Here is a 20,982-nt window from a genome sequence, read left to right as displayed (position 1 = left end):
TGTGAAATACCAAATCGAGCATTTAAACGTACTTAACTATGAGGCACCAGTCGATCAAAGCTTAAATCAAATCCGCTTAAAGCCACGTACAGATGAGTGTCAGAGACTTCTCACATACAGACCCGAGATTACTCCAGTATCGCTAACAAAGGAATTTAGCGATTTATGGGGAAATAATGTGGAAAGCTTTTTCATTGCAGAGCCTCATAAGGAGCTGATTGTAAAGTCTACTTCTGTTGTGAGCATTCAAAAGAGTCCATTTATTCGTATGGTTCAATTCTCAGATGAAATGGATAAGATTTTTAAATCGGACTTATTCCATAATCACTATTTATCATTTTTGAATGATACGGACTCTACTTTTTTAACAAAACAACAAATGGATGAGGCGAATGCAGAGATTGGCGAGGAGTCAAATCCTGTTGAATATATGTTAAAGGTTATGAATTATATGTATGAAAAGTTTACGTATGATCCAGATGCAACGGTAGTGAATACGAGGGCAACTGAAGCGTTTGACTTAAAGCGTGGCGTTTGTCAGGATTTAACGCACGTGATGCTCGGTTTGCTTCGAGCTAAAGGTATTCCATCTCGATATGTGAGTGGATATTTATACGTCGGTGAGAACTCCGCGTTAGTCGGGGATTCCGCTACTCATGCTTGGGTAGAGTGTATGGTACCTGGCATTGGTTGGACAGGACTTGATCCAACGAATAACGTAGAGGCGTTAGAGCAGCACATTCGAGTGGGGATTGGACGCGATTATCAGGATGTTAGCCCACTGCAAGGCGTATATCGTGGTGGTAAACACACATTAGATGTAAAAGTATCGGTCACTCTCTTAGAGCAAAACTAATAAAAGAGTAGCAGTTGAGTGTCTGCTCCCTTCCTGCTTTACATCCTTCTCCTTTCCATTTCGGGTTTAGAAAGATATAATCGAGAAAGCGGAAACATTCGCCATTGACCTTTTTGGTAGAAGGAGTAAACTTGCAGGAGGGACGCAGGGCTCAAAAGCTTTTCTGCGATCATTGCTTGAACGAGGGATGAAGGATGACTATGGGAATTATCGATAACGTATCACCGTTTTTATCGTTTACTCGCAAAGAGTGGGCGGCGCTTCGAGAGTCGTATCCGATGGAGGTTACACAAGAAGAAGTCGAACGTTTAAAGGGAGTTAACGTTGCACTAAATTTAGATGAAATTGCTGATATATATTTGCCGTTAACACGGCTTTTACACCTGCATGCTATCGCATCGCAGGAGCTTTATCGTAGCCGAAATGTCTTTTTAAAAAAGCAGGAGAAGAAGGTCCCGTATATTATTGGGATTGCGGGAAGCGTTGCAGTTGGTAAAAGTACGTTTGCCCGTGTTTTACATACGCTTATGTCTCGCTGGGATCGTCATCCTCGCGTTGACTTAGTGACGACAGACGGCTTTTTATATCCGAATGCAGAGCTTGAGAAGCGCGGAATTATGAATAAAAAAGGGTTCCCTGAGAGCTATAACGTTCAGGAGCTTTTACGTGTGTTAGCGGAGATTAAGTCTGGCAAATCGGTTGTAGAAGCGCCTGTTTACTCTCACTTAACCTACGATATTATTCCAGGCGAAAAACAAGTTGTGGAGCAGCCTGATATTGTTATTATCGAAGGGATTAATGTGTTGCAACCTCCAAAGCAGCAGGGCGGTGTTTACGTCTCTGACTACTTTGATTTTTCGATTTATGTTGATGCTGCGGAAGAGGATATTTTTACTTGGTACGTGGAACGTTTTAAGTCGTTACGACAGACGGCTTTCCGTAACCCGGAGTCTTATTTTAGGAAGTACGCCGAGCTTACGGACGAAGAAGCGGATGCAACCGCTAAGGACATTTGGCAACGAATCAATCAGCCGAATCTTCGTAATAATATACTACCAACAAGACAGCGCGCTGATTTAATTCTGCGCAAGGGAGATCATCACTTTGTCAGCGAGATTTTAATGCGCAAAATATAGGAGGTATGTGAGATGACGACAAAACCAATTAAAACAACAGAAGCACCAGGAGCAATCGGTCCATATTCACAGGCAATTGATACTGGAGAATTCATTTATACTTCCGGTCAAATCGGTTTAGACCCTGCGACGGGAGAAATGGTAGAAGGTGGAGTAGAAGCACAGGCTCATCGTGTTATGCAAAACGTCGAGGCCGTGTTGAGGGCTGGCGGGGTAGAGATGAGTAACATCGTGAAGACGCTGATCTTTTTACAGGACATCAATGACTTTGCTAAGGTCAATGAGATTTATGCTTCATACTTAAGCGAGCCATACCCAGCTAGAAGTGCTGTTGAGGTAGCGAAGATGCCGAAGGGTGCTTTAGTTGAAGTAGAGGTAATTGCGAAGAAGTAAATAAAGATAAAAGTAAGAATCGCGGTGGAGAGCTGCGGTTCTTTTTTTCATGTTTTGGGAGAGGGAGGTAGGAGAAAGCACAAAGAGGTAGGTAGGAGGCGCAAACGGAGTGCGAGGAGGAACAAACAGGGTAGCAAGAAGTGCAAACGCAGTCCGAGGACGTGCAAAGGGAAGGAGGAAGTGCAAACAGCAACCCAAAAGCCGCAAATAAAATACCCTCTAACTGACCGAGTAGTCAATTAGAGGGTATCCATTTACTTAAAAAATCAAATGTGCAATTAATACGATGATTGGTAACGAAATAATCGTACGTTCTAAGAAGATAATCACTAAGTCAATAAAACGAACAGGAATTTTAGAGCCGAGTAGTACCCCACCGACCTCTGATAGGAAGATAAGCTGAGAAACAGAGAGACAGGCGATAATGAACCTTGTCATCTCACTTTCAATCCCTGACCCTAAAATAGCCGGTAAGAACATATCGGTAAATCCGATTAAAATAGTCGGTGCGGCCTCCGCCGCTTCCGGTACTTGCATGAACTCCAGGATAGGAACGAATGGTGCCCCGATCCAGTTAAAGACTGGCGTAAATTCAGCGACGATAACCCCAATTGTACCGAATGCCATAACAACTGGTGCAACCGCGAGCCACATATCGAGAACGTTTTTACCTCCGTCTTTAAAGAAGCTTGAGACACTTGTATTTTTATCTGCGCGAATTTTTGCTTGGTCAAATCCGTAGCGAACAGTTGCGAATGATTGCCCCTTATATTCTTCAGGAACAGATTCATCTAATTGACCAGTTTGTCCATTCATGTATTCATCCGACTTTAATGATAAAGGTGGAATACGTGGCATGATAAGCGCACAGACAACACCTGCTAAAATGACTGTTCCATAGAACGGAAGAAAATATTCGTTAAGACCCAATTCACTAATAATAACTAAAGAAAATGTAATAGAGACAACAGAGAAAGTTGTACCAATTACAGCAGCTTCACGCTTTGTGTAATAGCCTTGCTCATACTGCTGATTTGTTAAAATAACCCCGACTGTTCCGTCACCTAACCACGAAGTCAATGTATCAACAGAAGATCGACCTGGTAAAGTGAAAAGAGGACGCATGACCTTTGTTAATAGTCCACCGAAAAATTCGAGTAATCCAAAGTTTAATAGTAACGGTAGGAAGAGCGCTGCAAAGAAGAATATAACAAACAGAGTTGGTAATAAACCTTCTAATAGTAGTCCGCCTGTATCCCCGGACCATACAGCTTCTGGACCGATTTGAAATAGTGTCATGACTGCTAATATAACGGCTACTAAACGAACGATAAACCAGAATACATTAACGTCAAATAGTCGTGTGTAGAGCTCGTTATTCATCCAATCGGGACGGAATCCCTTATAGATAAGCGTACCTAGAAAACTAATAATAATGACGATAACTAAAATAGTTGGAAGTGCTCCTGCGATTGCATCCTGAACAAGACCGGCGATAAATGCGATCGGAATCGTGATATCGTCACCAGCCGTAATTGGCATCATGAATAGCCCGATACCTAGTAAGGAGAATAAAAGGAACTTCCAAGCACTGCCTTGATTTTTCATGCTTGTCACCTCTTTGAATTGTATAGTAGTACAATGATTATAATTATTCACGTTTGTTTATCTTAATGTATTTCTATGCATAAATCAACTATTAATATGGATTTTTATTATATTTATATAGAAAGGTATGTAAGGTCATATGCAGTAAAAGTGTTAGCGATTACATTATTCGATGTACAGCTCATAATTACCTTCTTAATTGAAGGATTCGGTCAAATTAATTTGCATAATAGGTGTGCATACTTGCATAAAATGATTTTTGAATACACAGAAGAAAGTAGCCCCTACTCCAAAAGGACAGGGGCTACTAATCATGATTAAGTAAGCTTACGTGCTTTTTCTTCCCGTGCTACTTTTAAGAATCGATTTGTCTCAGACACAACGACACCGGTTAATCCGATGAGTCCAATTAAGTTAGGAATTGCCATCAGACCGTTAAAGACATCGGCAATAGCCCATACAAGGTTTAGCTCGGCAACTGTTCCGAAGAAGACAGCGATAATAAAGGCTGCACGATAAAAAGGAATGGTTGCATCGCTAAATAAGTAGCTAAAACACTTTTCTCCATAATAAGACCAACCTAAGATTGTAGAGAAAGCGAAGAAGGTAATACCAATTGCGACGATGATGCTACCCCAGCCGCCTAAGAAGAACTCAAACGTTTGTGAGGTCAGCGCCGACCCGGTTTCACCACCGATGTAAAGATCACCCATGACGATAACGATACCTGTGATCGAACAGACGATAATCGTGTCGATAAACACCTGCGTCATAGAGATGAGAGCCTGGCGTCCAGGATAATCGGTTTTTGCGGCAGCCGCAGCAATAGGGGCCGACCCGAGACCTGCTTCGTTGGAGAAGACTCCTCGCGCAACACCCCAGCGAATAACAGCACCAATGGCACCACCGGCAACAGCTTGACCAGTGAATGCGTCAGAAAAAATAAGTCCAACAGCTGCTGGTACAAGGTCAAAGTTTAAGAATATAATAATAAGTCCTGCTAATACATAGAATAAAGCCATGAACGGAACGAAGAAGGCTGTTACGCGACCGATCGATTTAATTCCGCCAAAGATAACGAGTCCCGCTAAGACGGTTAATACAAGTCCGGTTACGAAGCCAGGCACGTTAAACGTTTCATCCAAAGCGAGCGCAACGGAGTTGGACTGCACCATGTTACCAATACCGAATGCGGCAAAAGCTCCGAAAAAGGCAAAGAGAACAGCGAGCCACTTCAATTTAAGTCCTCGTTCAATGTAGTACATCGGACCACCAGAGTATTCGCCCTTACTATTTTGAATACGGTATTTAACCGCTAAAATAGCCTCGGCATATTTCGTCGCCATCCCAAGAAGTGCGGTAATCCACATCCAAAAGACAGCACCAGGTCCCCCGAGTACAACGGCAGTTGCAACACCGGCTATGTTACCGGTACCTATCGTGGCCGCTAGTGCGGTGGTCAAAGCTTGGTAGTGAGAGATGTCACCTTTGGATTTCCCATCATCTGGTGTGGGAGTGAAAACAAGCTTTAGCGAGTAAAAGAGTGTTCGGAATTGTAAAAATCCGAGCCGAACCGTTAAGTAAAGTCCCGTTCCTACAATTAAGATAAGCGTTGGTATGCCCCAAACAACGTCGGAGACAGCGCCAACAAAGTCAATCATACGCTCCTGCATGAAATTCCCCCCTAGTGTGATTTTTTGCGTACCACTTATTATATTCATACTTATTGACAGAAATAAATAAATATTTTCAACATTTTGTTATTTATAGGGAGAAACCTTGTTAGATTATCTCCCTGGAAGCTATGGTAGAATGAATGTGGAATGGAAGGGAGCGAATAGCATGATTGTACGCACAGAAGAAGAGCTTGAGGGATTAAAAAAAGCTGGTAAAGCGATTGGTCTCATTCGAGATGAACTTATTGCATTTACAAAGCCAGGAGTTACTACAAAAGAAATTGATGTGCTTGCAGGTAAATTGTTTAAGGAGCACGGAGCTGTATCTGCGCCTAAAGCACACTTCGATTTCCCGGGAAATACATGTATATGTGTGAATACAGAGGTAGCGCACGGAATTCCTGGTAAACAGGTTATTAAAGAAGGAGACTTAGTGAATATTGATGTCTCTGGATCAGTTGGACCATACTTTGCCGACACGGGACGCTCGTTTGTCGTTGGCACGGGGGATAAAAAATTGCATGATCTAGTTGAGGCTACTGATCGTATTTTTGAGGAAAGCCTTGAGTCAATTAAGGTTGGGTCTTCCATTCGTCAAATCGGTCGCAGTGTAGGGCGCCTCGCTCGTAAAGAGGGCTATAAAGTCATTAAAAACCTGACTGGTCACGGTGTCGGTCACTCGCTGCGTGACGAGCCAGAGCATATCTTTAACTATGATGAAAAGCAGAGTAGAGGAATCATGGAAGAAGGCATTGTTTTAGCATTTGAACCGTTTATTTCGACTGGTGCTGAACAAGTTTATGAGCAAAAGGATGGCTGGACGCTATCGACGAAGGATGGGTCATATGTTGCTCAAATTGAGCATACGATTGTCGTTACAAAGGATGGTTTGATTATTACGACTGCTTAAAACGGTAACCCTGCTACTTTAGAGAGCGACACTCTCTGAGGTGGTAGGGTTTTTGTTTTTGGTAAAAGAGTCATTACATATGGGAGGAAGAGTTTCGCGAGGTTTTACCTTATGCCTGAATAAGTAAGGTCAGTAGCAATTCATGCAGTTCGGAGACGATTTTCACGTGATCGATTACATTTCTGGATAATCGGAGCGTGTTTTCGGATAATGGAGGAAGAAAAGCGGATAATTGAAGCGTGATTCCGGATAATTCAAGGAGAAAAGCGGATAATCGGAGCGTGATTCCGGATAATTCAAGGAGAAAAGCGGATAATTGAAAAGTGATTCCGGATAATGTAGGAAGAAAAGCGGATAACCGAGGCCCACTCCCGGTTAAACGCACAACATGTATGATAAAAAAGCTGGGACAAAATAATCGCTTTTGTCCCAGCTCCTTTCTAGTGTCGTTACATGAGCAACTTTATTAAAACGCCCATTCTCCATTACGGAAGATGGCTTCTGTTGTGCCGTCTGCTTTTACACCGTCGATATTCATGTCTGCTGCGCCCATCATGAAGTCTACGTGTGTAATGCTTGTGTTGATACCAGCCGCTTGCAGCTCTGCTTCGGACATAGATGCGCCGTTCTCAATGTTTGTTGGGTATGCGCTACCTAATGCTAAGTGATTCGACGCATTTTCGTCATAAAGTGTGTTGTAGAAAAGGATATTGCTCTGCGAAATTGGAGAGCTGTGCGGTACAAGCGCTACTTCTCCAATACGACGAGCACCTTCGTCTGTATCAAGTAAGTGCTTAAGCGTTTCTTCGCCCTTTTCAGCAGTGAAATCGACAACCTTCCCGTCTTTAAACGTAAGAGTGAAGCCGTCAATTGTGTTACCACCATAGTTAAGTGGCTTTGTGTTTGAGACAGTACCGTTTACACCGTCTGCTTTAGCGGCAGTGAAAACTTCTTCTGTTGGCATGTTCGCAATAAACTGAACGCCATCTTTATTAGGACCGCCACCACCGACCCAAATGTGTGTCTTAGGTAGTTCGATCGTTAAATCTGTTCCTTTTGCTGTATAGTGAAGCTTTTGATATTTTTTCTCCGTAAGCTCGCGCGCTTTTGAACGAAGCACCTCATCATGCTCCTGCCAAGCAGCGATAGGATCCTCTAAATTAATACGAGTCGCTTCAAACATCGCATCCCACAGCTTTTCTATCGCATTATCAGAGTCAGGGAATACTTTATTTGCCCACGCCTCAGAAGGAGTGGAGATGACAAGCCAGCTGACTTTATCTGATTGGATATAGCGGCGGAAGCCGTTCATTGCTTTACCAGAAACCTTGTTAGCAGTAGCAATACGCTTACCGTCAACGCCTGACAGTAGATCAGGATCGGTCGATTTAATCGTCATGAAGGCTGCGCCGTTTTCCGCCATTTCTTCCATTCCAGAAGCCTTCCACATTGGAAATTCTTCGAAAGACTCCATTGGAGCTTCATCATAGCGGATGCGAGTAAGTTTATCGTCGTTCCATTCCACGTGAACCGTTTTAGCACCAACCGCATACGCATGCTTTGCAACGTGACGCACAAAGTCAGCGCTCTCGATAGGGGCATTCACAACAAGTGTTTGACCCTTTTGTACATTGACGCCTACCTTTACAGCTAGCTCTGCATACTTATCTAACTTTTGTTCAAAAGACATATACATTCTCCTCTCAATTTAACAATCCACCTTTTAGTTTAGCAGGAATAAAGAGGCTTGAACACTTAGACGCACGAAATATAACAGGTTTTTCTGACAATAAAAAAGGGTAATGTATAAAGCGCCATTCTCTAAAATAGTGTAATTATGCACAAAGTAGTTGTTAACAACCATTCGCCTCATTACAATAGACATATAGAGCATTTCCAAAATTATGGGTAATTTAACGAAAGGATTGTCCAGCATGAGAGCATTTATAAAGCAACACCGATTCATGTTTCTGTGCCTTGGGATCCTTTGGATAAAAACATTTATCGTGTCGATGGTAACGTTTGAGCTCGCCGTGAATCAGGCGCTTGAAGCGTTTATTTTTATTGTAAATCCATTGGCATTTCTCCTCATCGTATTTAGTCTCGGACTTTTAATGAAGCCGAGCTGGCAGCGGCCATATTACGTTATACTCACCATTGCACTCTCCGCCTTACTTTATGCTAACGCCGTTTATTATAGAGAGTTTTCCGATATTATTACGCTACCAATGCTTGTTATGAGTGGGAACATGGGGGATCTTAGCACAAGTATTTTTGAACTCATTCGCCTTTATGACATTATCTTTTTTATTGATTGTTTTATACTCTTATATTTAATGGTGAAGCGTCCTAAACAGCTTACCGTTGAGCGCGCTCCGCTTAAACGCTCCAAAGCAAAGTATGGGATTATCGTGTCGATCGTGGCAGTTATCTTAGTCGCAGGTCAGACGTACTCCCCGGAGCAACCTGTTCATTCCTTTGACCGTGACTACCTAATAAGGTCACTCGGAATCTACAACTTTTATTTCTACGACGCCTATCTACAACTAGCTACAAATTCACAAACCGCATTTGCCGAGCGTGATGATCTCACAGCGATAAAAGAGCACCTGGAGAGGTTCCAAGTGGAGCCTAATCAGGATTTGACTGGCGTTGCGGAGGGCAAAAATATCGTTTATATCTCCTTAGAGTCTGTCGAAGAATTTGTGATAGATAAAGAAATAAACGGTCAGGAAGTGACTCCATTCCTCAATGAGTTAAAACGTTCTAGCTTTTATTTTAGTAATATTTACGACCAGGCAGGTCAAGGTAAAACGTCCGATACAGAGTTTATGATGGCTAACTCGCTTTATCCATTAGGTCGAGGCGCTGTCTTTCACACAAATGCAGCTACCAATCAGCTCATGCCATTTCAGAGTGAACTCCAGGAGCTTGGCTATTTTACAACGTCGTTCCATGCTAATACAGATACCTTCTATAATCGTAACGAGGTCTATCCTAATTTAGGATATGATTCATGGCATGATACGGAGTCCTTTACTATTTCAGACGAGAATTCGGTTGGATGGGGAATGAAGGATATTCCATTCTTTGAGCAGTCGATGGACTATATAAAAGAGCTACCTCAACCATTTTACGCATCCTTTTTAACATTAACGAACCACTTCCCGTATGAGCTTGATCCAGAGGACTATTTTATGGATCCTCCTGAGACAGATAGTGATATCGTCAATCGGTATTTCCCAGCAGTGAGATATACAGATGAGGCTGTTAAAGTCTTATTTGATGAAATGAAGGAAGCTGGGCTATATGAAGATACTGTTTTTGTCTTATACGGAGACCACTATGGTATTGCGGCTAGTCACTATGATCAGCTAGAGCAAGTGTTAGGCTATGAGATTGATGATTATGAAGCTTTAAAGCTCGATACAGTTCCATTATTTATTCACATTCCAGGTATGGAAGAGGAAGCGGAAATATCCGATACGGTTGGTGGACTAGTTGATGTCATGCCAACGATGCTGAATCTTTTAGGAATGTCCCGCGATGAGCATGTTATGTTTGGGCACGATCTTCTTGCCGAAGAGCGAGATGACTTTGTCGTTTTACGTAACGGCAATATTGTGACAAATGAACTCGTGTATACAAGAGAGTTTTGCTATAGGGACTCTGATAAACAAGAGCTCCCACTTGACCGTTGCTTTGATATTGCAGAGCGAGGCACAGCAGAGCTTAACTATTCAGACGAGATTATATATGGAGATTTACTTCGCTTCTTTCGTGGAGATGAAGGATAAGGCCACTGGCAAACTGTCAGTGGTTTTTCTTATTTAAAGACAGATTAGATGTGTGATGGCGTAGACAGTATAAACTTTTTCAAAAAAAGAAATATCTTTAATATTAACGAAAAACGCTGCCGTATCAACGTTTTAAACAGTAGACAAATACTCTTTAAATTAATAAAAATAAAAAAAGTGATCCGTTTTGATCTACTCCTCGTTTACTTATGTGAAGAACAAAAACAAAGGAGTGTTAAAATATGAAAAAAGTAACGAAACGAATTATTGCACCAGTATTAGCGACATCACTACTATTACCTACAGTTGCAGGAGCAGCGCATGAAGCACCATCAGCTTCAACTCCGGCAGGAGATTTACGAGCAACATTAGATGAACTTTTATCTGAACACTTCGTATTAGCAGTAACATCCATGATGAAGCAATATGATGAAGCGCCAGACGCCATGCAGGTAACGGACGCTCTTGACCAAAACGCAGCAGATATGACTCCAGCAATCGCTTCTATCTACGGCGATGAAGGTGCAGCTGAATTTGAGCGAATTTTCAGAGGACATAATGATTATACAGACGACTTCGTCACAGCGGCACTAAATGATGACGATGCATTAAGAGAAGAAGCGTTAATGGAAGTAGATGAATTCGTCGATGAGTTTTCTACATTCTTAGATGCAGCAACTGAAGGTAACCTACCTAAGGAGACTGCAGCATCTGTACTAGCATTACACGAAGAGCAAGTACTTGGCACATTTGACGCATATGTTGCTGGTGACTACGAGCAAAGCTGGACAACATTCCGTGAAGGCTTCGACCTCATGTATGATATCTCTGGAGCGCTATCTGTCGCAATCACAACTCAAATGCCTGACGCATTCGAAAATACAGCAGCAGATACACCAGCTGTAGGTCTACGCTCTACATTAAACCAACTTGCTTCTGAGCACTTTGCATTAGCTTCACTTGGTTTACAAAAAGGCTTTGAAGAAGCTCCGGATTACGATTTCGTAACATGGGCTGAAGATATGAACACAGCGGACTTTACAGCTGCTATCGCATCTATCTATGGTGACGAAGGTGCTGCTCAGTTCGAAACTCTATGGACACAAAACCACATCGTGGCGGAAGCTGACCTTGTTTCTGCATTAGTAGCTGGTGACGATGCAGCGAGAGAAGAAGCACAAGATCGCCTATTAAACGAATTTGCTCCTGAGTTTGGTGCATTCCTTGGAGCTGCTACAGAAGAGAATCTTCCAACAGAAGCAGCAATTGAATCTGTACAAATTCACGAACAACAAAAGCAAGATACTATTAACGCATATGTAGCTGGTGACTTTGACGCAGCGTGGGATAACTTCCGCGAAGGATACTCGTTCATGTTTGGTGTAGGTGAAGCTCTAGGTGGAGCGATTGTTGCTCAATTCCCAGACAACTTTGCTGAAGGTGACATGCCTGAAGAAATGCCTCGTACTGGTCTAGGTGGATCACAGTCTAACGACCTAACAATGCTATATGTTGGACTTGGTACAATCCTAGCAGCTGGTGGCGTATTCTTCCTACGTCGCAAGACTTCTAACGAAGCATAATTTCTGATAACTAAAGAGGTTGTCCACATGTGGACAGCCTTTATACATAATAAAAAGGGTAGGTGAGAACGTATGAGAGCAGTGGGGATAACGTTGTTGATAAGTGGACTTGCATTGTTTTTAGTAGCGGGGTATCAATCAACTGGTGCATCCTTCTTCAATGTTTCTGAGCTAGAGCTTGTGCAGGAAGATGAGGTAAATGAGGCTGCTGAGGAAGTGGGCGGAGACTCTGACCCTGGTTTGACGCCGGAGGTAGAAGAGGAGGTCGTCACTGCTCCAAGCGATCTCCCGTTAGATGAAGAATTTGTTATTGCAGATCGACATAGAGAAGTAGTGGAAGAGACTGTTGATGGCACCGATTATGTCATCGAAGAGCCAACTCGTATTCAAATTCCGAGCATTGGCGTTGATGCACCAATCTCAAACGTTGGTATTTTAGAAAATGGAGAAATGGGCGTTCCAGAAGCAATGGATGAAGTTGGTTGGTTTGAGCCTGGATTTAGTCCAGGAGAACAAGGTAATTCTGTCCTTGCAGGACACGTCGACAGCCGCACAGGTCCCGCAGTATTCTTTGATTTAGAGCAGCTTGTAGAAGGTGACGAAATCACGGTAATTGGTGATGAGGGACAAGAGCTCGTGTTTGAAGTAGTTGGCAAGCAAACGTATCCTTATGATAATGCACCGATTCAAACAATCTTTGGTCCATCTGATGGCCGAAACTTAAATTTAATTACGTGTACAGGAACATTTAATAGAGATGCACGCACACACGAGGATCGTCTAGTAGTCTTTACACAGCTGAAGGATGGTCCGGATGATACACAAGAGCCATCAGATCGAATTGCGCAACCATCTAACGTAACCGTTCAAGGTGGTATGATCTCCTGGCACGCAGTAAGAGACGATTCTGTCATTGGGTACCGCGTTTATCGTAAGGACGGGAACGGATGGATCCATATTGAGAGTCGTTCCGCACATGAACGTAAAAGCATTTATGATGAAGAGTCAGCAAGTAATGTGTACGCTGTGACGGCTGTCGACGTTAACGGTATTGAGTCAAGACGTTCAGCGCCGAGCCTCGGTTAGGTAACCGTGTAAGTTTAGGGGAGAGAGCCTGAAAGGCTTATGATATAAATAGGTAATAAGCAAGGATCACCATTATAGGTGGTTCTTGTTTTTTTGTTGACTGATTATAGACAGGCTGTCCTGTTAAAAATGAGAAAAATACTTGTTCTACCAAAAACAGGTTTAGCATATACATAAATTAGGGTATACGTATATATTCCATTATGAGAAAGAGGTGTAGGTGATGATTACAACAAATCCGTTTTTTGGTCGCTATTTTAGGTATGTTTTAGCTATTTTATCTCTCGGAGTGTTAATCCCTAGTTATCTGTGGCCAGTAAACGCTGCGCTTGGTGTCGCAAGTATTGTCACTGCTCTTGCAGTAACAGTAGGACTAGATGCGCTCATCTACTTCTACGTTCGTAGCAAAGCAGAGTCATTAACTAGCGAAAAAATTGAGGCGATGATTCCAGTTATGAAGGTACAAGGAGAAACTTCCGGCTACCTTGTAACAACGGAGAACTACATTACATTTGTCTCCGTGTTTAAACGTTGTACATTCCAGTTTAAGTGGGAAGAGCTACACAACTACGAGCTGTCAGGACAGCAATTAGAATTATCGATCGTGCAAACGCATCAAAAACGACACGATACTTTTTATGTTGCTTCCCCTGAAAAAACGCGTGAACTATTGGTAGAAAGACAGGTTGCATCTGTAGTTTCGATGCCGTGAAGCCATTCGCACAAGTAAAACCGCGCAAGTTGAAACCAATCACATAACCGAAGTGGCTAACCGTCCAGTTCATCCATCTAGTAGCGCCATTCACCCAAAAAAAGAGGCTGCGGAGAATCATTACTCCGCAGCCTCTTTTTTCTATTTATCCTCAATCGTATACGTCCAAAAACGCTCGTTACTGAGCTGTTCTGCCAATGTATCGTCAAGTTTCTCGACACGATTTTTAATTTGCTCCATTAAGCCAGCTGTTTGTGATGCGTGAGCAGCGATGACTTCCATTTTACGATCGCTGTAATCGCGAACATCGCGAACAACGTCTGCTTCTCCGATCGCTTCTTCGCTACCGTTAGCAAATGCGATAGCGTGAATAGTTGGTCGATCCTCAGGATTCATGCGGCGGACTGCTTCAATCACGCACGCGCCAGTTGCGTCATGATCGGGGTGTACCGCGTAGCCAGGGTAAAACGTGATGACAAGAGATGGCTTTAGCTCGTTAATGACATCGCCTATTCGATCAGCAAGGGCATCTTGATCGGCAAACTCTACTGTTTTATCGCGCATGCCAAATCGGCGTAGATCTGTGATACCTAGTAATCGACAGGCTTCATCCAATTCTTCACGTCTAATTAAAGGGAGAGACTCACGAGTTGCCATGACAGGTCTACCCATGTTACGCCCCATTTCTCCAAGTGTTAAACATACGTACGTGACAGGTGTTCCGTTGTCTGTGTGCTTCATAATTGTTCCCGCTACACCGAATGCTTCATCATCCGGATGAGGGAACACGACTAATACGTGACTTTCTTCCATCGTGATACCTCCTCCAGTTATTTTGTGAACGGCTCGCGGCTTAGTTCTAACGCAATGGCAAGTCTGCCGTCTGCGTCATGACCTGCAAATAAATAGCGGCCTTCCTTGTCTACTTCAAAGTCTGTTAAGCCTTCTCCGTATAACCAGCCTAGCTCTGTCTCGAATCCGATGCGATACGGTCCGGCGCCAGCGATTTTACCGTGTAGGAACGTAAGCTTTACGTTACGGATGAATGCGCCGGCTGAGAAAAAGGACTCGTTTACGTGACTTGCATATGCGCCATTCGTTGTTTCTAAATGGATGTAAAGGGGCGTGCCAGCAAGCTCGTCTAATAGCTCCTGAACGCGCGTTTTATCAATTGCCTCCATGGGACCTCCTTAACGCAGGCTTTGTGGCTGAAGGAGCTCCTGCTTTAGCTCGGCAGCAAGCTGCTTCATACCAAATAGTTGTGCCTGCTCCTCTGCTTGAGGATTATAATTCGTGTTTGTATTCACATCATACGTGAATGAGACGCCATTTGCATCTGTTATGTGCTCAATTCCTGCAAATGCGATATTATTCGCTTGTAAAAAGTTCTCGTACTTTTTAATCATAGGACTAGTGAAGTCTGAGATAATTTCAAATTTTGCTTTTGGTGTCGATCCGTCCGTTGGGCAAAATTGATCGCTGATTTGGCAGGCATCTGCTGGGCAGAGCTCAAAGCCCTCGGATGTATCGACGCGTACCGCGTACATAAACTTTCCACCAATAAATTCGCAGCGAGTGATCGTCTGGTCTGGAGCTGCGATGTATTCCTGTAAGAGCATAATTCCATCCACAGACGGTTCGATTTCTTTTTGATCTAGTGCGCGCTTTAACGCATCTACAGAATCAAAGCGATGAACGCCTAACCCTTTTCCAGCTCGATTGTGCTTCGTAATGAACGGAGTCGGCATTTTTTCGGCAGCTGCGAGCAACTCCTCTTCGCCGACTGCTGCGATCGTTCTAGGGACTTTAATATCAAACTGCTTGAGCGCCTGATACTGTGCTACTTTACTCACTTCTAATTGGAGTGCTCGCGTACCATTTAATACGCGACGGTTGTTGCTTTCGAGCCATTCGATTGTCGCTGCAGTAAGCTCAGGTGCATAGCGATGTCCCCGAGAGTGAGAGGATGCGCTCATGCGATTATAAAAAACGCCCTCTGGTGGTGCTTCGTCGAGTGGTACTACACCTCGGTCCAAATGCCAATCCTCGTGCGGAACGCCCTGTTCCTCTAATGCCGCTTTAAGCGGTGCTGTCCATTCGTCGTTCTCGTGAATAATATATAATTTGCTCATTAAAATTCATCCCTTCGCGTGCTTTTATATGAAACTATTGTAAAGCAACCGGTTCCAATAATTCAACTATTCCGACCTAATTAGTCAAATATAAATATAGTCCAAATATAGGGTTGTTTACATAGTAAAAATGTCGCATAATAGTATACATAATATGGGGTTTAAAAATGAAGGAGGATGGGTATGAATCAGTCGATAAGAGGGAAATTAGTCACGTTTGCAGGGGTACTTATCATCACTACGATGATCATCACATCTGCCATCATTTACTTTCAGCTAAGTGAAGGCATTGAGAGCTCTGTAAGTGAAAACGCGACAGCAACAGTCAACGACGTGGAGCGCTTTATTCAAGAGTACTTAGATAAATATTCGCTATCAGCCGAGCTTTTGGCAGAGGACGAGCGCACGCTTACATACTTAACGGGCACACCAGCCGAAGCCGATGAGGCTTGGGCAGAACTAGTTGCCACACATGATACGTTTATGGCGAGAGAGGAAGGCACGCAGCTCATGTATGTCGCCTCCGCGCAAGGAGTTCTAGAGAGCACACCGATCATCGATCTCCCAGCGGACTTTGATCCGCGCACGAGACCGTGGTACGAAGAAGCAGCGGCATCACCAGACGGGGTCATTTGGACGGATCCATATATCGATGTGGATACAAACGAGCTCATTATCACAGTCGCCAAAGCTATCACAGACGGCGGCACGCTTTTAGGCGTTCAAGCCATCGATCTCTCTTTAGAAAATATGGTAAGACCGCTCCAAGAATCAAACGTTGGCTACAACGGTGACTTAGCATTAATTGATCAAAACGGTGTGTTCATCGCGCACACAGATGAATCATTAGTTGGTGGAGAAATTAACGAAAGCTCGTTTCTATCAGAAATTGTAGGGGCAGAGGGAGCCAGTAACGTACAATCAGCACAGCGAACTGCTTACTATAACGAGGTTTCTGGATTTGGGTGGAAGGTTGCTTCTATTTATGACAATAGTGATCTATACAGTGAACTATCTACTACTCGAAATACGTTCCTAATAGTCGGAATAGTTGCGATATTAGCTGCGATTGTTGCCTCTTATTTTGCAGCAGGTAAATTAGCACGTCCAATTTCATTAGTGAATAATCACGTAAAACGTATGGCGGATGGAGACTTCTCTCAGACACTTAATGTAAAAGGGAAAGACGAAATTAGCCAACTAGGGACATCGGTTAATGAGATGACGGTTGCTTTGCGCGGCTTACTGGAATCGATCACACTTTCTGTAAATGATTCTCGCGCAATGGCTGAAGAGCTAAGTGCAATCTCGGAAGAAACGGTTGCGACAAGCGAAGACATGGCGACGGCCGTTAATGATGTAGCAGAGGGTGCCGCAACGCAGGCAGAAGACATTGACGATGTTAACCGTGAAGTGTTGCTACTTGCGGAGCAGGTGGATCAGGCTCACGAGCAGACGTCTCATATGAATGAACTCTCTAATCAAATGAAGCTTGCTAACGTCGAGGGGCAGGATCGAATTACGGTGCTCGAACAACGTACGCAACAAACTTCTGATATTTTCGTACAGGTGGATAAGGCCATTACGGGCTTAACGTCGAAAGTAGCGGAGATCGGAACAGTCGTAAAAACGATCTCTGAATTTGCGGATCAGACGAATTTACTAGCGTTGAACGCAAGCATTGAAGCTGCTCGCGCCGGAGAGCATGGGAAAGGCTTTGCGGTAGTAGCGGATGAGGTAAGAAAGCTTGCTGAGCAGTCTATGCGCGCGACGGACCGCATCCATGAAACGTTGACGGAAGTGACAAAAGAAACGAAGCACGTAGCAACGACGATGACTGCAGCGAATACGATGCGTGAAGAACAGCGCAAAGCTGTAGTCGATACGCATGAAACATTTGGAACGATCGTCACGTCAATCGACGCACTCACGACTGCATTAGACGCGCTGACAAGGCAGCTTGCGAGTGTCACAGAGAAAAAAGAAGCGATTGCGACAACGATCACGCGCGTTGCCGAAGTATCCGAAAACGCAGCAGCAACCGCAGAAGAAGTGTCCGCATCAGCGTCTGAACAAACACGTGCAGTAGAAGCCGTGGGCAAAACATCCGAACAACTAAATGATCTAAGTGCCGCGCTACAAGAGAAAACAGAGCGGTTTAAGCTTTAAATAGTGAGTGAGCCCCTGCCCCTTTAGTTGAGGCGGGGGTTTTGTTCGTGTGAAAACGGGGGTGAATCGCGCAAGTTGAGGAGCGAATCGCGCAACATGAAAAAAACCGCGCAAATTGAAGGCGGAACTGCGCAAGTTGGAGGGTTGATCGCGCGAAACCAGGGTGGTATCGCGCAATCACTCCATTCATAGCGTACTTGTTAAAATTACGTGACAAGGTGCACATGCTTGCTTCATGCCGGCGCGCCAATGTGTTAAAGTAGAGGATAAGAAAAATGTGAGTAGGAAGGTAGGAATCATGATGACAAAAGGTATTATTAGCTTAGGAGAAGCATTAATAGATTTTATTCCACTAGATGATAACAACGAGACATTCCAAAAGAGTCCAGGTGGCGCACCAGCTAATGTAGCTGTAGGCCTCGCACGACTAGGTGCAAAAAGTACCTTCTTAGGGAAAGTTGGAGACGACGTTTTAGGTCGCTTCTTAAAAGAGACGCTTGATTCGTATGACGTCGATACAAGCTCCATGCTGTTCACAAAAGAAACGCGCACGGGCGTCGTTTTTGTGACACTTGGCGATGGTGGCGAACGAAGTTTCGAATTTTACATTGATCCAAGTGCGGACCGGTTCTTAGAGGAAGCGGAGATTGACGAGAAGCTTTTTGATGATCATAACCTGCTTCACTTTGGCTCCATTAGCTTGATTAGCGAGCCATCTAAATCTGCGACTAAAAAAGCGGTCAAGCTAGCGCAGGATAAAGGGCTACTTGTATCATATGATCCAAACCTTCGTCTTGGTCTTTGGGAAAACGAGGAGACAGCGCGCGAAGAAATTATTAGCATGCTCTCTGAAGCAGACGTGCTCAAAATTTCAGAAGAAGAGCTAGAATTTATTACGGATGAAACGGATATTGAAGCTGGGGTAAAAGCACTTGATTCTTACAACATCCCTGTTATATTTATTACGCTCGGGGCAGAGGGAAGCTATATTTTCCTCCAAAATAAGGAGACGGTAAGGGCTTCGGCAATGAAGGTGAATGCGGTTGATACAACAGGCGCTGGTGATGCGTTTGTGTCGGGTATCCTCTATAAGCTCCACCTATTAGAAAAGCCATTAACGGAGCTTACTCCTGAGGAAGTGAAGGAAATGGCGCGATTTGCATCGGTATCGGGAGGACTTGCAGCCTCGACGAAGGGTGCGATGACGGCTTTACCAACACTTACAGAGGTAGAGCGACGGTTGAATGAGCAGGGAGGCGAAAGTGTATGAGTATGACGGATAAAGAGCGAGAGCTCCACGAATTAGCCTACGCAGAAGTGAAGAAGCATAAAGAAACAGTCGATGCAGATCCGTATAGGCAAGCCTTTCATATTATGCCTCCTGTAGGTCTAGTAAATGATCCGAACGGATTTGTGCAGTGGAATGGCACGTATCATATGTTTTATCAATGGAATCCGTTCGCGCCTAACCACAGCCATAAGTTTTGGGGTCACGTGACGTCGGATGACCTTGTGAATTGGAAAGAGCAGCCGATTGCGATTGCTCCAAGTGACTGGTTTGATAAAAACGGATGCTACTCAGGTAGCGGAATTGACGTTGATGGCAAGCTCACGCTGATGTATACAGGGAACGTGAAGGACGAGGACGGCAATCGCGAATCTTATCAGTGTCTCGCTGTCTCTGAGGACGGCGTTCACTTCGAAAAGCTCGGTCCAGTTGTTGATCAACTGCCTGAAGGCTACACGGCGCATTTCCGTGACCCAAAGGTTTGGAAGGAGAACGGGCGCTACTATTTCGTTATTGGCGCGCAAACAGAGGATTTAACAGGTCGAGTACTTTTATACTCCTCTGATGATATGAAAAACTGGGAGCTGCACGGTCCAATTGCAGGCTCAAACGTTGGAACGTTGCGTGAGTTTGGCTACATGTGGGAATGTCCTGACGTGTTTCGTTTAGATGGGACGGACGTTCTCGTTGTTTCTCCTCAAGGTTTAGAAGCTGAAGGTTTGCGCTTCCATAACGTGTATCAGGCGGGATATTTCCTGGGAAATCTTGATTTAGATAAAGCGTCGTTTGAGCACGGAGAATTTGATGAGCTCGATCGCGGCTTTGAATTTTACGCGCCACAAACCACTGTTGATGAGAGTGGTCGACGCATTTTAGTAGGCTGGATGGGTGTGCCGGACCAAGAGGAAGAGTATCAGCCGACAGTGGAGAAGGGCTGGATTCACTGTTTAACAGTACCTCGTGTGTTAACGGTTGAGGATGGTCTTTTGAAGCAACGCCCTGTTGCTGAGCTCTCTAAGCTCCGCGGAGAAGCAACGCATGCTGTCGTGTCACTGCAGGACGAGATGCAGGAGCTTGTGCCTTCTAAAGCACGCGCGCAGGAGCTTTTGCTTACTGACTTAGAGCAGGCGGAATGGGAGATCGATGTCTTTGGTGCTGCGACGATTTCATATGACAAGGCAACAAACTTATTATCCTTCGAGCGTCCTAATGGCAAAACTGGTGACGCAGAACGTCGTCAGGTGAAAGTAGACCGCTTGTCAGAGCTACGGGTATTTATAGACCGTTCTTCTTTAGAGCTGTTTGTAAATGACGGAGAGTATGTGTTGACAGGACGAATCTTCCCTGGCGAATCAGAAAGCGGACTTCGTGTGCGCGGGGAATCTGTTAACGAGTTCGCCGTAACGGCGTGGGATTTTGAATAAGTAGTGGAATTTGAGACAGGAGCTGACGTGTGGACGTTGGCTTCTGTTTTTTTGTGGGTGGCGGAGGTTGACTGATGCAGGTGAGTTCTTCGGTGAGGTGCTAACGAAAGGCGAAGTGATGCAAACGCACCTGCATGTGACGCAAATCCAAATTAATTTACTCCATAATAAAAAGCCCGTCACATATAGGTGAAGGACTTCAAAGAAGCGTG

Annotated in this window: 18 protein-coding genes; 12 read left to right on the top strand and 6 right to left on the bottom strand. The window is 44.2% G+C overall.

What is annotated here, in order from left to right; all coding sequences use genetic code 11:
- Position 1: 1 nt before the first annotated feature.
- From FLK61_RS18660 to FLK61_RS18650, 3 genes are all read left to right on the top strand, one after another.
- A complete protein-coding gene (locus tag FLK61_RS18660) occupies positions 2-856 on the top strand; it encodes a transglutaminase family protein (protein WP_176010847.1) in 855 nt (284 codons plus the stop codon).
- Between the two features lie 194 nt (positions 857-1,050).
- Complete coding sequence (gene coaA / locus FLK61_RS18655; RefSeq protein WP_430708775.1) at positions 1,051-1,992, top strand: type I pantothenate kinase; 942 nt, start codon at positions 1,051-1,053, stop codon at positions 1,990-1,992.
- A 12-nt stretch (positions 1,993-2,004) separates the two neighbouring features.
- Complete coding sequence (locus FLK61_RS18650) at positions 2,005-2,385, top strand: RidA family protein (protein ID WP_176010846.1); 381 nt, start codon at positions 2,005-2,007, stop codon at positions 2,383-2,385.
- Between the two features lie 258 nt (positions 2,386-2,643).
- Here FLK61_RS18650 and FLK61_RS18645 read toward each other — a convergent pair whose 3' ends face one another.
- Both FLK61_RS18645 and FLK61_RS18640 read right to left on the bottom strand, forming a co-directional pair.
- Positions 2,644-3,993, bottom strand: a complete 1,350-nt coding sequence (locus tag FLK61_RS18645) for a YjiH family protein (protein WP_176010845.1) — start codon at positions 3,991-3,993, stop codon at positions 2,644-2,646.
- Between the two features lie 317 nt (positions 3,994-4,310).
- Positions 4,311-5,654 (bottom strand): alanine/glycine:cation symporter family protein, encoded by a 1,344-nt coding sequence (locus FLK61_RS18640; protein WP_176011307.1) that lies wholly within the window; start codon positions 5,652-5,654, stop codon positions 4,311-4,313.
- 181 nt (positions 5,655-5,835) lie between these two features.
- Between FLK61_RS18640 and map the strand changes: the two genes are divergently transcribed.
- Positions 5,836-6,579 carry a type I methionyl aminopeptidase gene (gene map / locus FLK61_RS18635; protein ID WP_176010844.1) on the top strand — a complete coding sequence of 248 codons (744 nt, stop codon included), beginning with the start codon at positions 5,836-5,838 and terminating at the stop codon, positions 6,577-6,579.
- Positions 6,580-7,045: 466 nt separating this feature from the next.
- On the opposite strand, the gene FLK61_RS18630 is transcribed toward map, so the two are convergent.
- On the bottom strand, positions 7,046-8,269 hold the full coding sequence (locus FLK61_RS18630; RefSeq protein WP_176010843.1) for an aminopeptidase: 1,224 nt from the start codon (positions 8,267-8,269) through the stop codon (positions 7,046-7,048).
- Positions 8,270-8,513: 244 nt separating this feature from the next.
- Here FLK61_RS18630 and FLK61_RS18625 point away from each other — a divergent pair, with 244 nt between their 5' ends.
- The 4 genes from FLK61_RS18625 to FLK61_RS18610 all read left to right on the top strand — a co-directional run bounded on the left by FLK61_RS18625 (position 8,514) and on the right by FLK61_RS18610 (position 13,757).
- Positions 8,514-10,376 carry an LTA synthase family protein gene (locus tag FLK61_RS18625; RefSeq protein WP_176010842.1) on the top strand — a complete coding sequence of 621 codons (1,863 nt, stop codon included), beginning with the start codon at positions 8,514-8,516 and terminating at the stop codon, positions 10,374-10,376.
- A gap of 242 nt (positions 10,377-10,618) precedes the next feature.
- On the top strand, positions 10,619-11,959 hold the full coding sequence (locus tag FLK61_RS18620; protein ID WP_176010841.1) for a copper amine oxidase: 1,341 nt from the start codon (positions 10,619-10,621) through the stop codon (positions 11,957-11,959).
- Between the two features lie 72 nt (positions 11,960-12,031).
- A complete protein-coding gene (locus FLK61_RS18615) occupies positions 12,032-13,045 on the top strand; it encodes a class F sortase (protein ID WP_176010840.1) in 1,014 nt (337 codons plus the stop codon).
- A gap of 223 nt (positions 13,046-13,268) precedes the next feature.
- Positions 13,269-13,757, top strand: a complete 489-nt coding sequence (locus FLK61_RS18610; protein ID WP_176010839.1) for a hypothetical protein — start codon at positions 13,269-13,271, stop codon at positions 13,755-13,757.
- A gap of 141 nt (positions 13,758-13,898) precedes the next feature.
- Here the strand turns inward: FLK61_RS18610 and bshB2 are convergent, their stop codons facing one another.
- Genes bshB2 through FLK61_RS18595 form a run of 3 tightly spaced genes read right to left on the bottom strand, consistent with a single transcriptional unit; the run spans position 13,899 to position 15,889 of the window.
- On the bottom strand, positions 13,899-14,570 hold the full coding sequence (bshB2, locus tag FLK61_RS18605; protein ID WP_176010838.1) for a bacillithiol biosynthesis deacetylase BshB2: 672 nt from the start codon (positions 14,568-14,570) through the stop codon (positions 13,899-13,901).
- Positions 14,571-14,587: 17 nt separating this feature from the next.
- The gene (locus FLK61_RS18600) at positions 14,588-14,938 is read right to left on the bottom strand and encodes a YojF family protein (RefSeq protein WP_176010837.1); all 351 of its coding nucleotides are present in this window, start codon (positions 14,936-14,938) and stop codon (positions 14,588-14,590) included.
- Between the two features lie 9 nt (positions 14,939-14,947).
- Positions 14,948-15,889 carry an ATP-grasp domain-containing protein gene (locus tag FLK61_RS18595; RefSeq protein ID WP_176010836.1) on the bottom strand — a complete coding sequence of 314 codons (942 nt, stop codon included), beginning with the start codon at positions 15,887-15,889 and terminating at the stop codon, positions 14,948-14,950.
- A 183-nt stretch (positions 15,890-16,072) separates the two neighbouring features.
- On the opposite strand from FLK61_RS18595, the gene FLK61_RS18590 reads away from it, so the two are divergent.
- From FLK61_RS18590 to FLK61_RS20280, 4 genes are all read left to right on the top strand, one after another.
- Positions 16,073-18,058, top strand: a complete 1,986-nt coding sequence (locus FLK61_RS18590) for a methyl-accepting chemotaxis protein (RefSeq protein WP_176010835.1) — start codon at positions 16,073-16,075, stop codon at positions 18,056-18,058.
- 301 nt (positions 18,059-18,359) lie between these two features.
- Positions 18,360-19,328, top strand: a complete 969-nt coding sequence (locus tag FLK61_RS18585) for a carbohydrate kinase family protein (protein WP_176011306.1) — start codon at positions 18,360-18,362, stop codon at positions 19,326-19,328.
- A gap of 2 nt (positions 19,329-19,330) precedes the next feature.
- Positions 19,331-20,770 carry a glycoside hydrolase family 32 protein gene (locus FLK61_RS18580; RefSeq protein ID WP_176011305.1) on the top strand — a complete coding sequence of 480 codons (1,440 nt, stop codon included), beginning with the start codon at positions 19,331-19,333 and terminating at the stop codon, positions 20,768-20,770.
- A 67-nt stretch (positions 20,771-20,837) separates the two neighbouring features.
- Positions 20,838-20,963: a hypothetical protein gene (locus tag FLK61_RS20280; RefSeq protein WP_283811867.1), complete on the top strand. Its 126-nt coding sequence runs from the start codon at positions 20,838-20,840 to the stop codon at positions 20,961-20,963.
- Positions 20,964-20,982: the final 19 nt, after the last annotated feature.

Source organism: Paenalkalicoccus suaedae, assembly GCF_006965545.2.
Taxonomy (GTDB): Bacteria; Bacillota; Bacilli; order Bacillales; family Salisediminibacteriaceae; genus Paenalkalicoccus; species Paenalkalicoccus suaedae.
This window is presented reverse-complemented; position numbering and strand designations above follow the sequence as displayed.

Excerpts from the sequence above, each read along its gene's own strand:
- coaA (WP_430708775.1), top strand. The coding sequence starts at position 1,051 with ATGACTATGGGAATTATCGATAACGTATCACCGTTTTTATCGTTTACT.
- FLK61_RS18650 (WP_176010846.1), top strand. The coding sequence starts at position 2,005 with ATGACGACAAAACCAATTAAAACAACAGAAGCACCAGGAGCAATCGGT.
- FLK61_RS18645 (WP_176010845.1), bottom strand. The coding sequence starts at position 3,993 with ATGAAAAATCAAGGCAGTGCTTGGAAGTTCCTTTTATTCTCCTTACTA.
- FLK61_RS18640 (WP_176011307.1), bottom strand. The coding sequence starts at position 5,654 with ATGATTGACTTTGTTGGCGCTGTCTCCGACGTTGTTTGGGGCATACCA.
- map (WP_176010844.1), top strand. The coding sequence starts at position 5,836 with ATGATTGTACGCACAGAAGAAGAGCTTGAGGGATTAAAAAAAGCTGGT.
- FLK61_RS18630 (WP_176010843.1), bottom strand. The coding sequence starts at position 8,269 with ATGTCTTTTGAACAAAAGTTAGATAAGTATGCAGAGCTAGCTGTAAAG.
- FLK61_RS18625 (WP_176010842.1), top strand. The coding sequence starts at position 8,514 with ATGAGAGCATTTATAAAGCAACACCGATTCATGTTTCTGTGCCTTGGG.
- FLK61_RS18620 (WP_176010841.1), top strand. The coding sequence starts at position 10,619 with ATGAAAAAAGTAACGAAACGAATTATTGCACCAGTATTAGCGACATCA.
- FLK61_RS18615 (WP_176010840.1), top strand. The coding sequence starts at position 12,032 with ATGAGAGCAGTGGGGATAACGTTGTTGATAAGTGGACTTGCATTGTTT.
- FLK61_RS18610 (WP_176010839.1), top strand. The coding sequence starts at position 13,269 with ATGATTACAACAAATCCGTTTTTTGGTCGCTATTTTAGGTATGTTTTA.
- bshB2 (WP_176010838.1), bottom strand. The coding sequence starts at position 14,570 with ATGGAAGAAAGTCACGTATTAGTCGTGTTCCCTCATCCGGATGATGAA.
- FLK61_RS18600 (WP_176010837.1), bottom strand. The coding sequence starts at position 14,938 with ATGGAGGCAATTGATAAAACGCGCGTTCAGGAGCTATTAGACGAGCTT.
- FLK61_RS18595 (WP_176010836.1), bottom strand. The coding sequence starts at position 15,889 with ATGAGCAAATTATATATTATTCACGAGAACGACGAATGGACAGCACCG.
- FLK61_RS18590 (WP_176010835.1), top strand. The coding sequence starts at position 16,073 with ATGAATCAGTCGATAAGAGGGAAATTAGTCACGTTTGCAGGGGTACTT.
- FLK61_RS18585 (WP_176011306.1), top strand. The coding sequence starts at position 18,360 with ATGACAAAAGGTATTATTAGCTTAGGAGAAGCATTAATAGATTTTATT.
- FLK61_RS18580 (WP_176011305.1), top strand. The coding sequence starts at position 19,331 with ATGACGGATAAAGAGCGAGAGCTCCACGAATTAGCCTACGCAGAAGTG.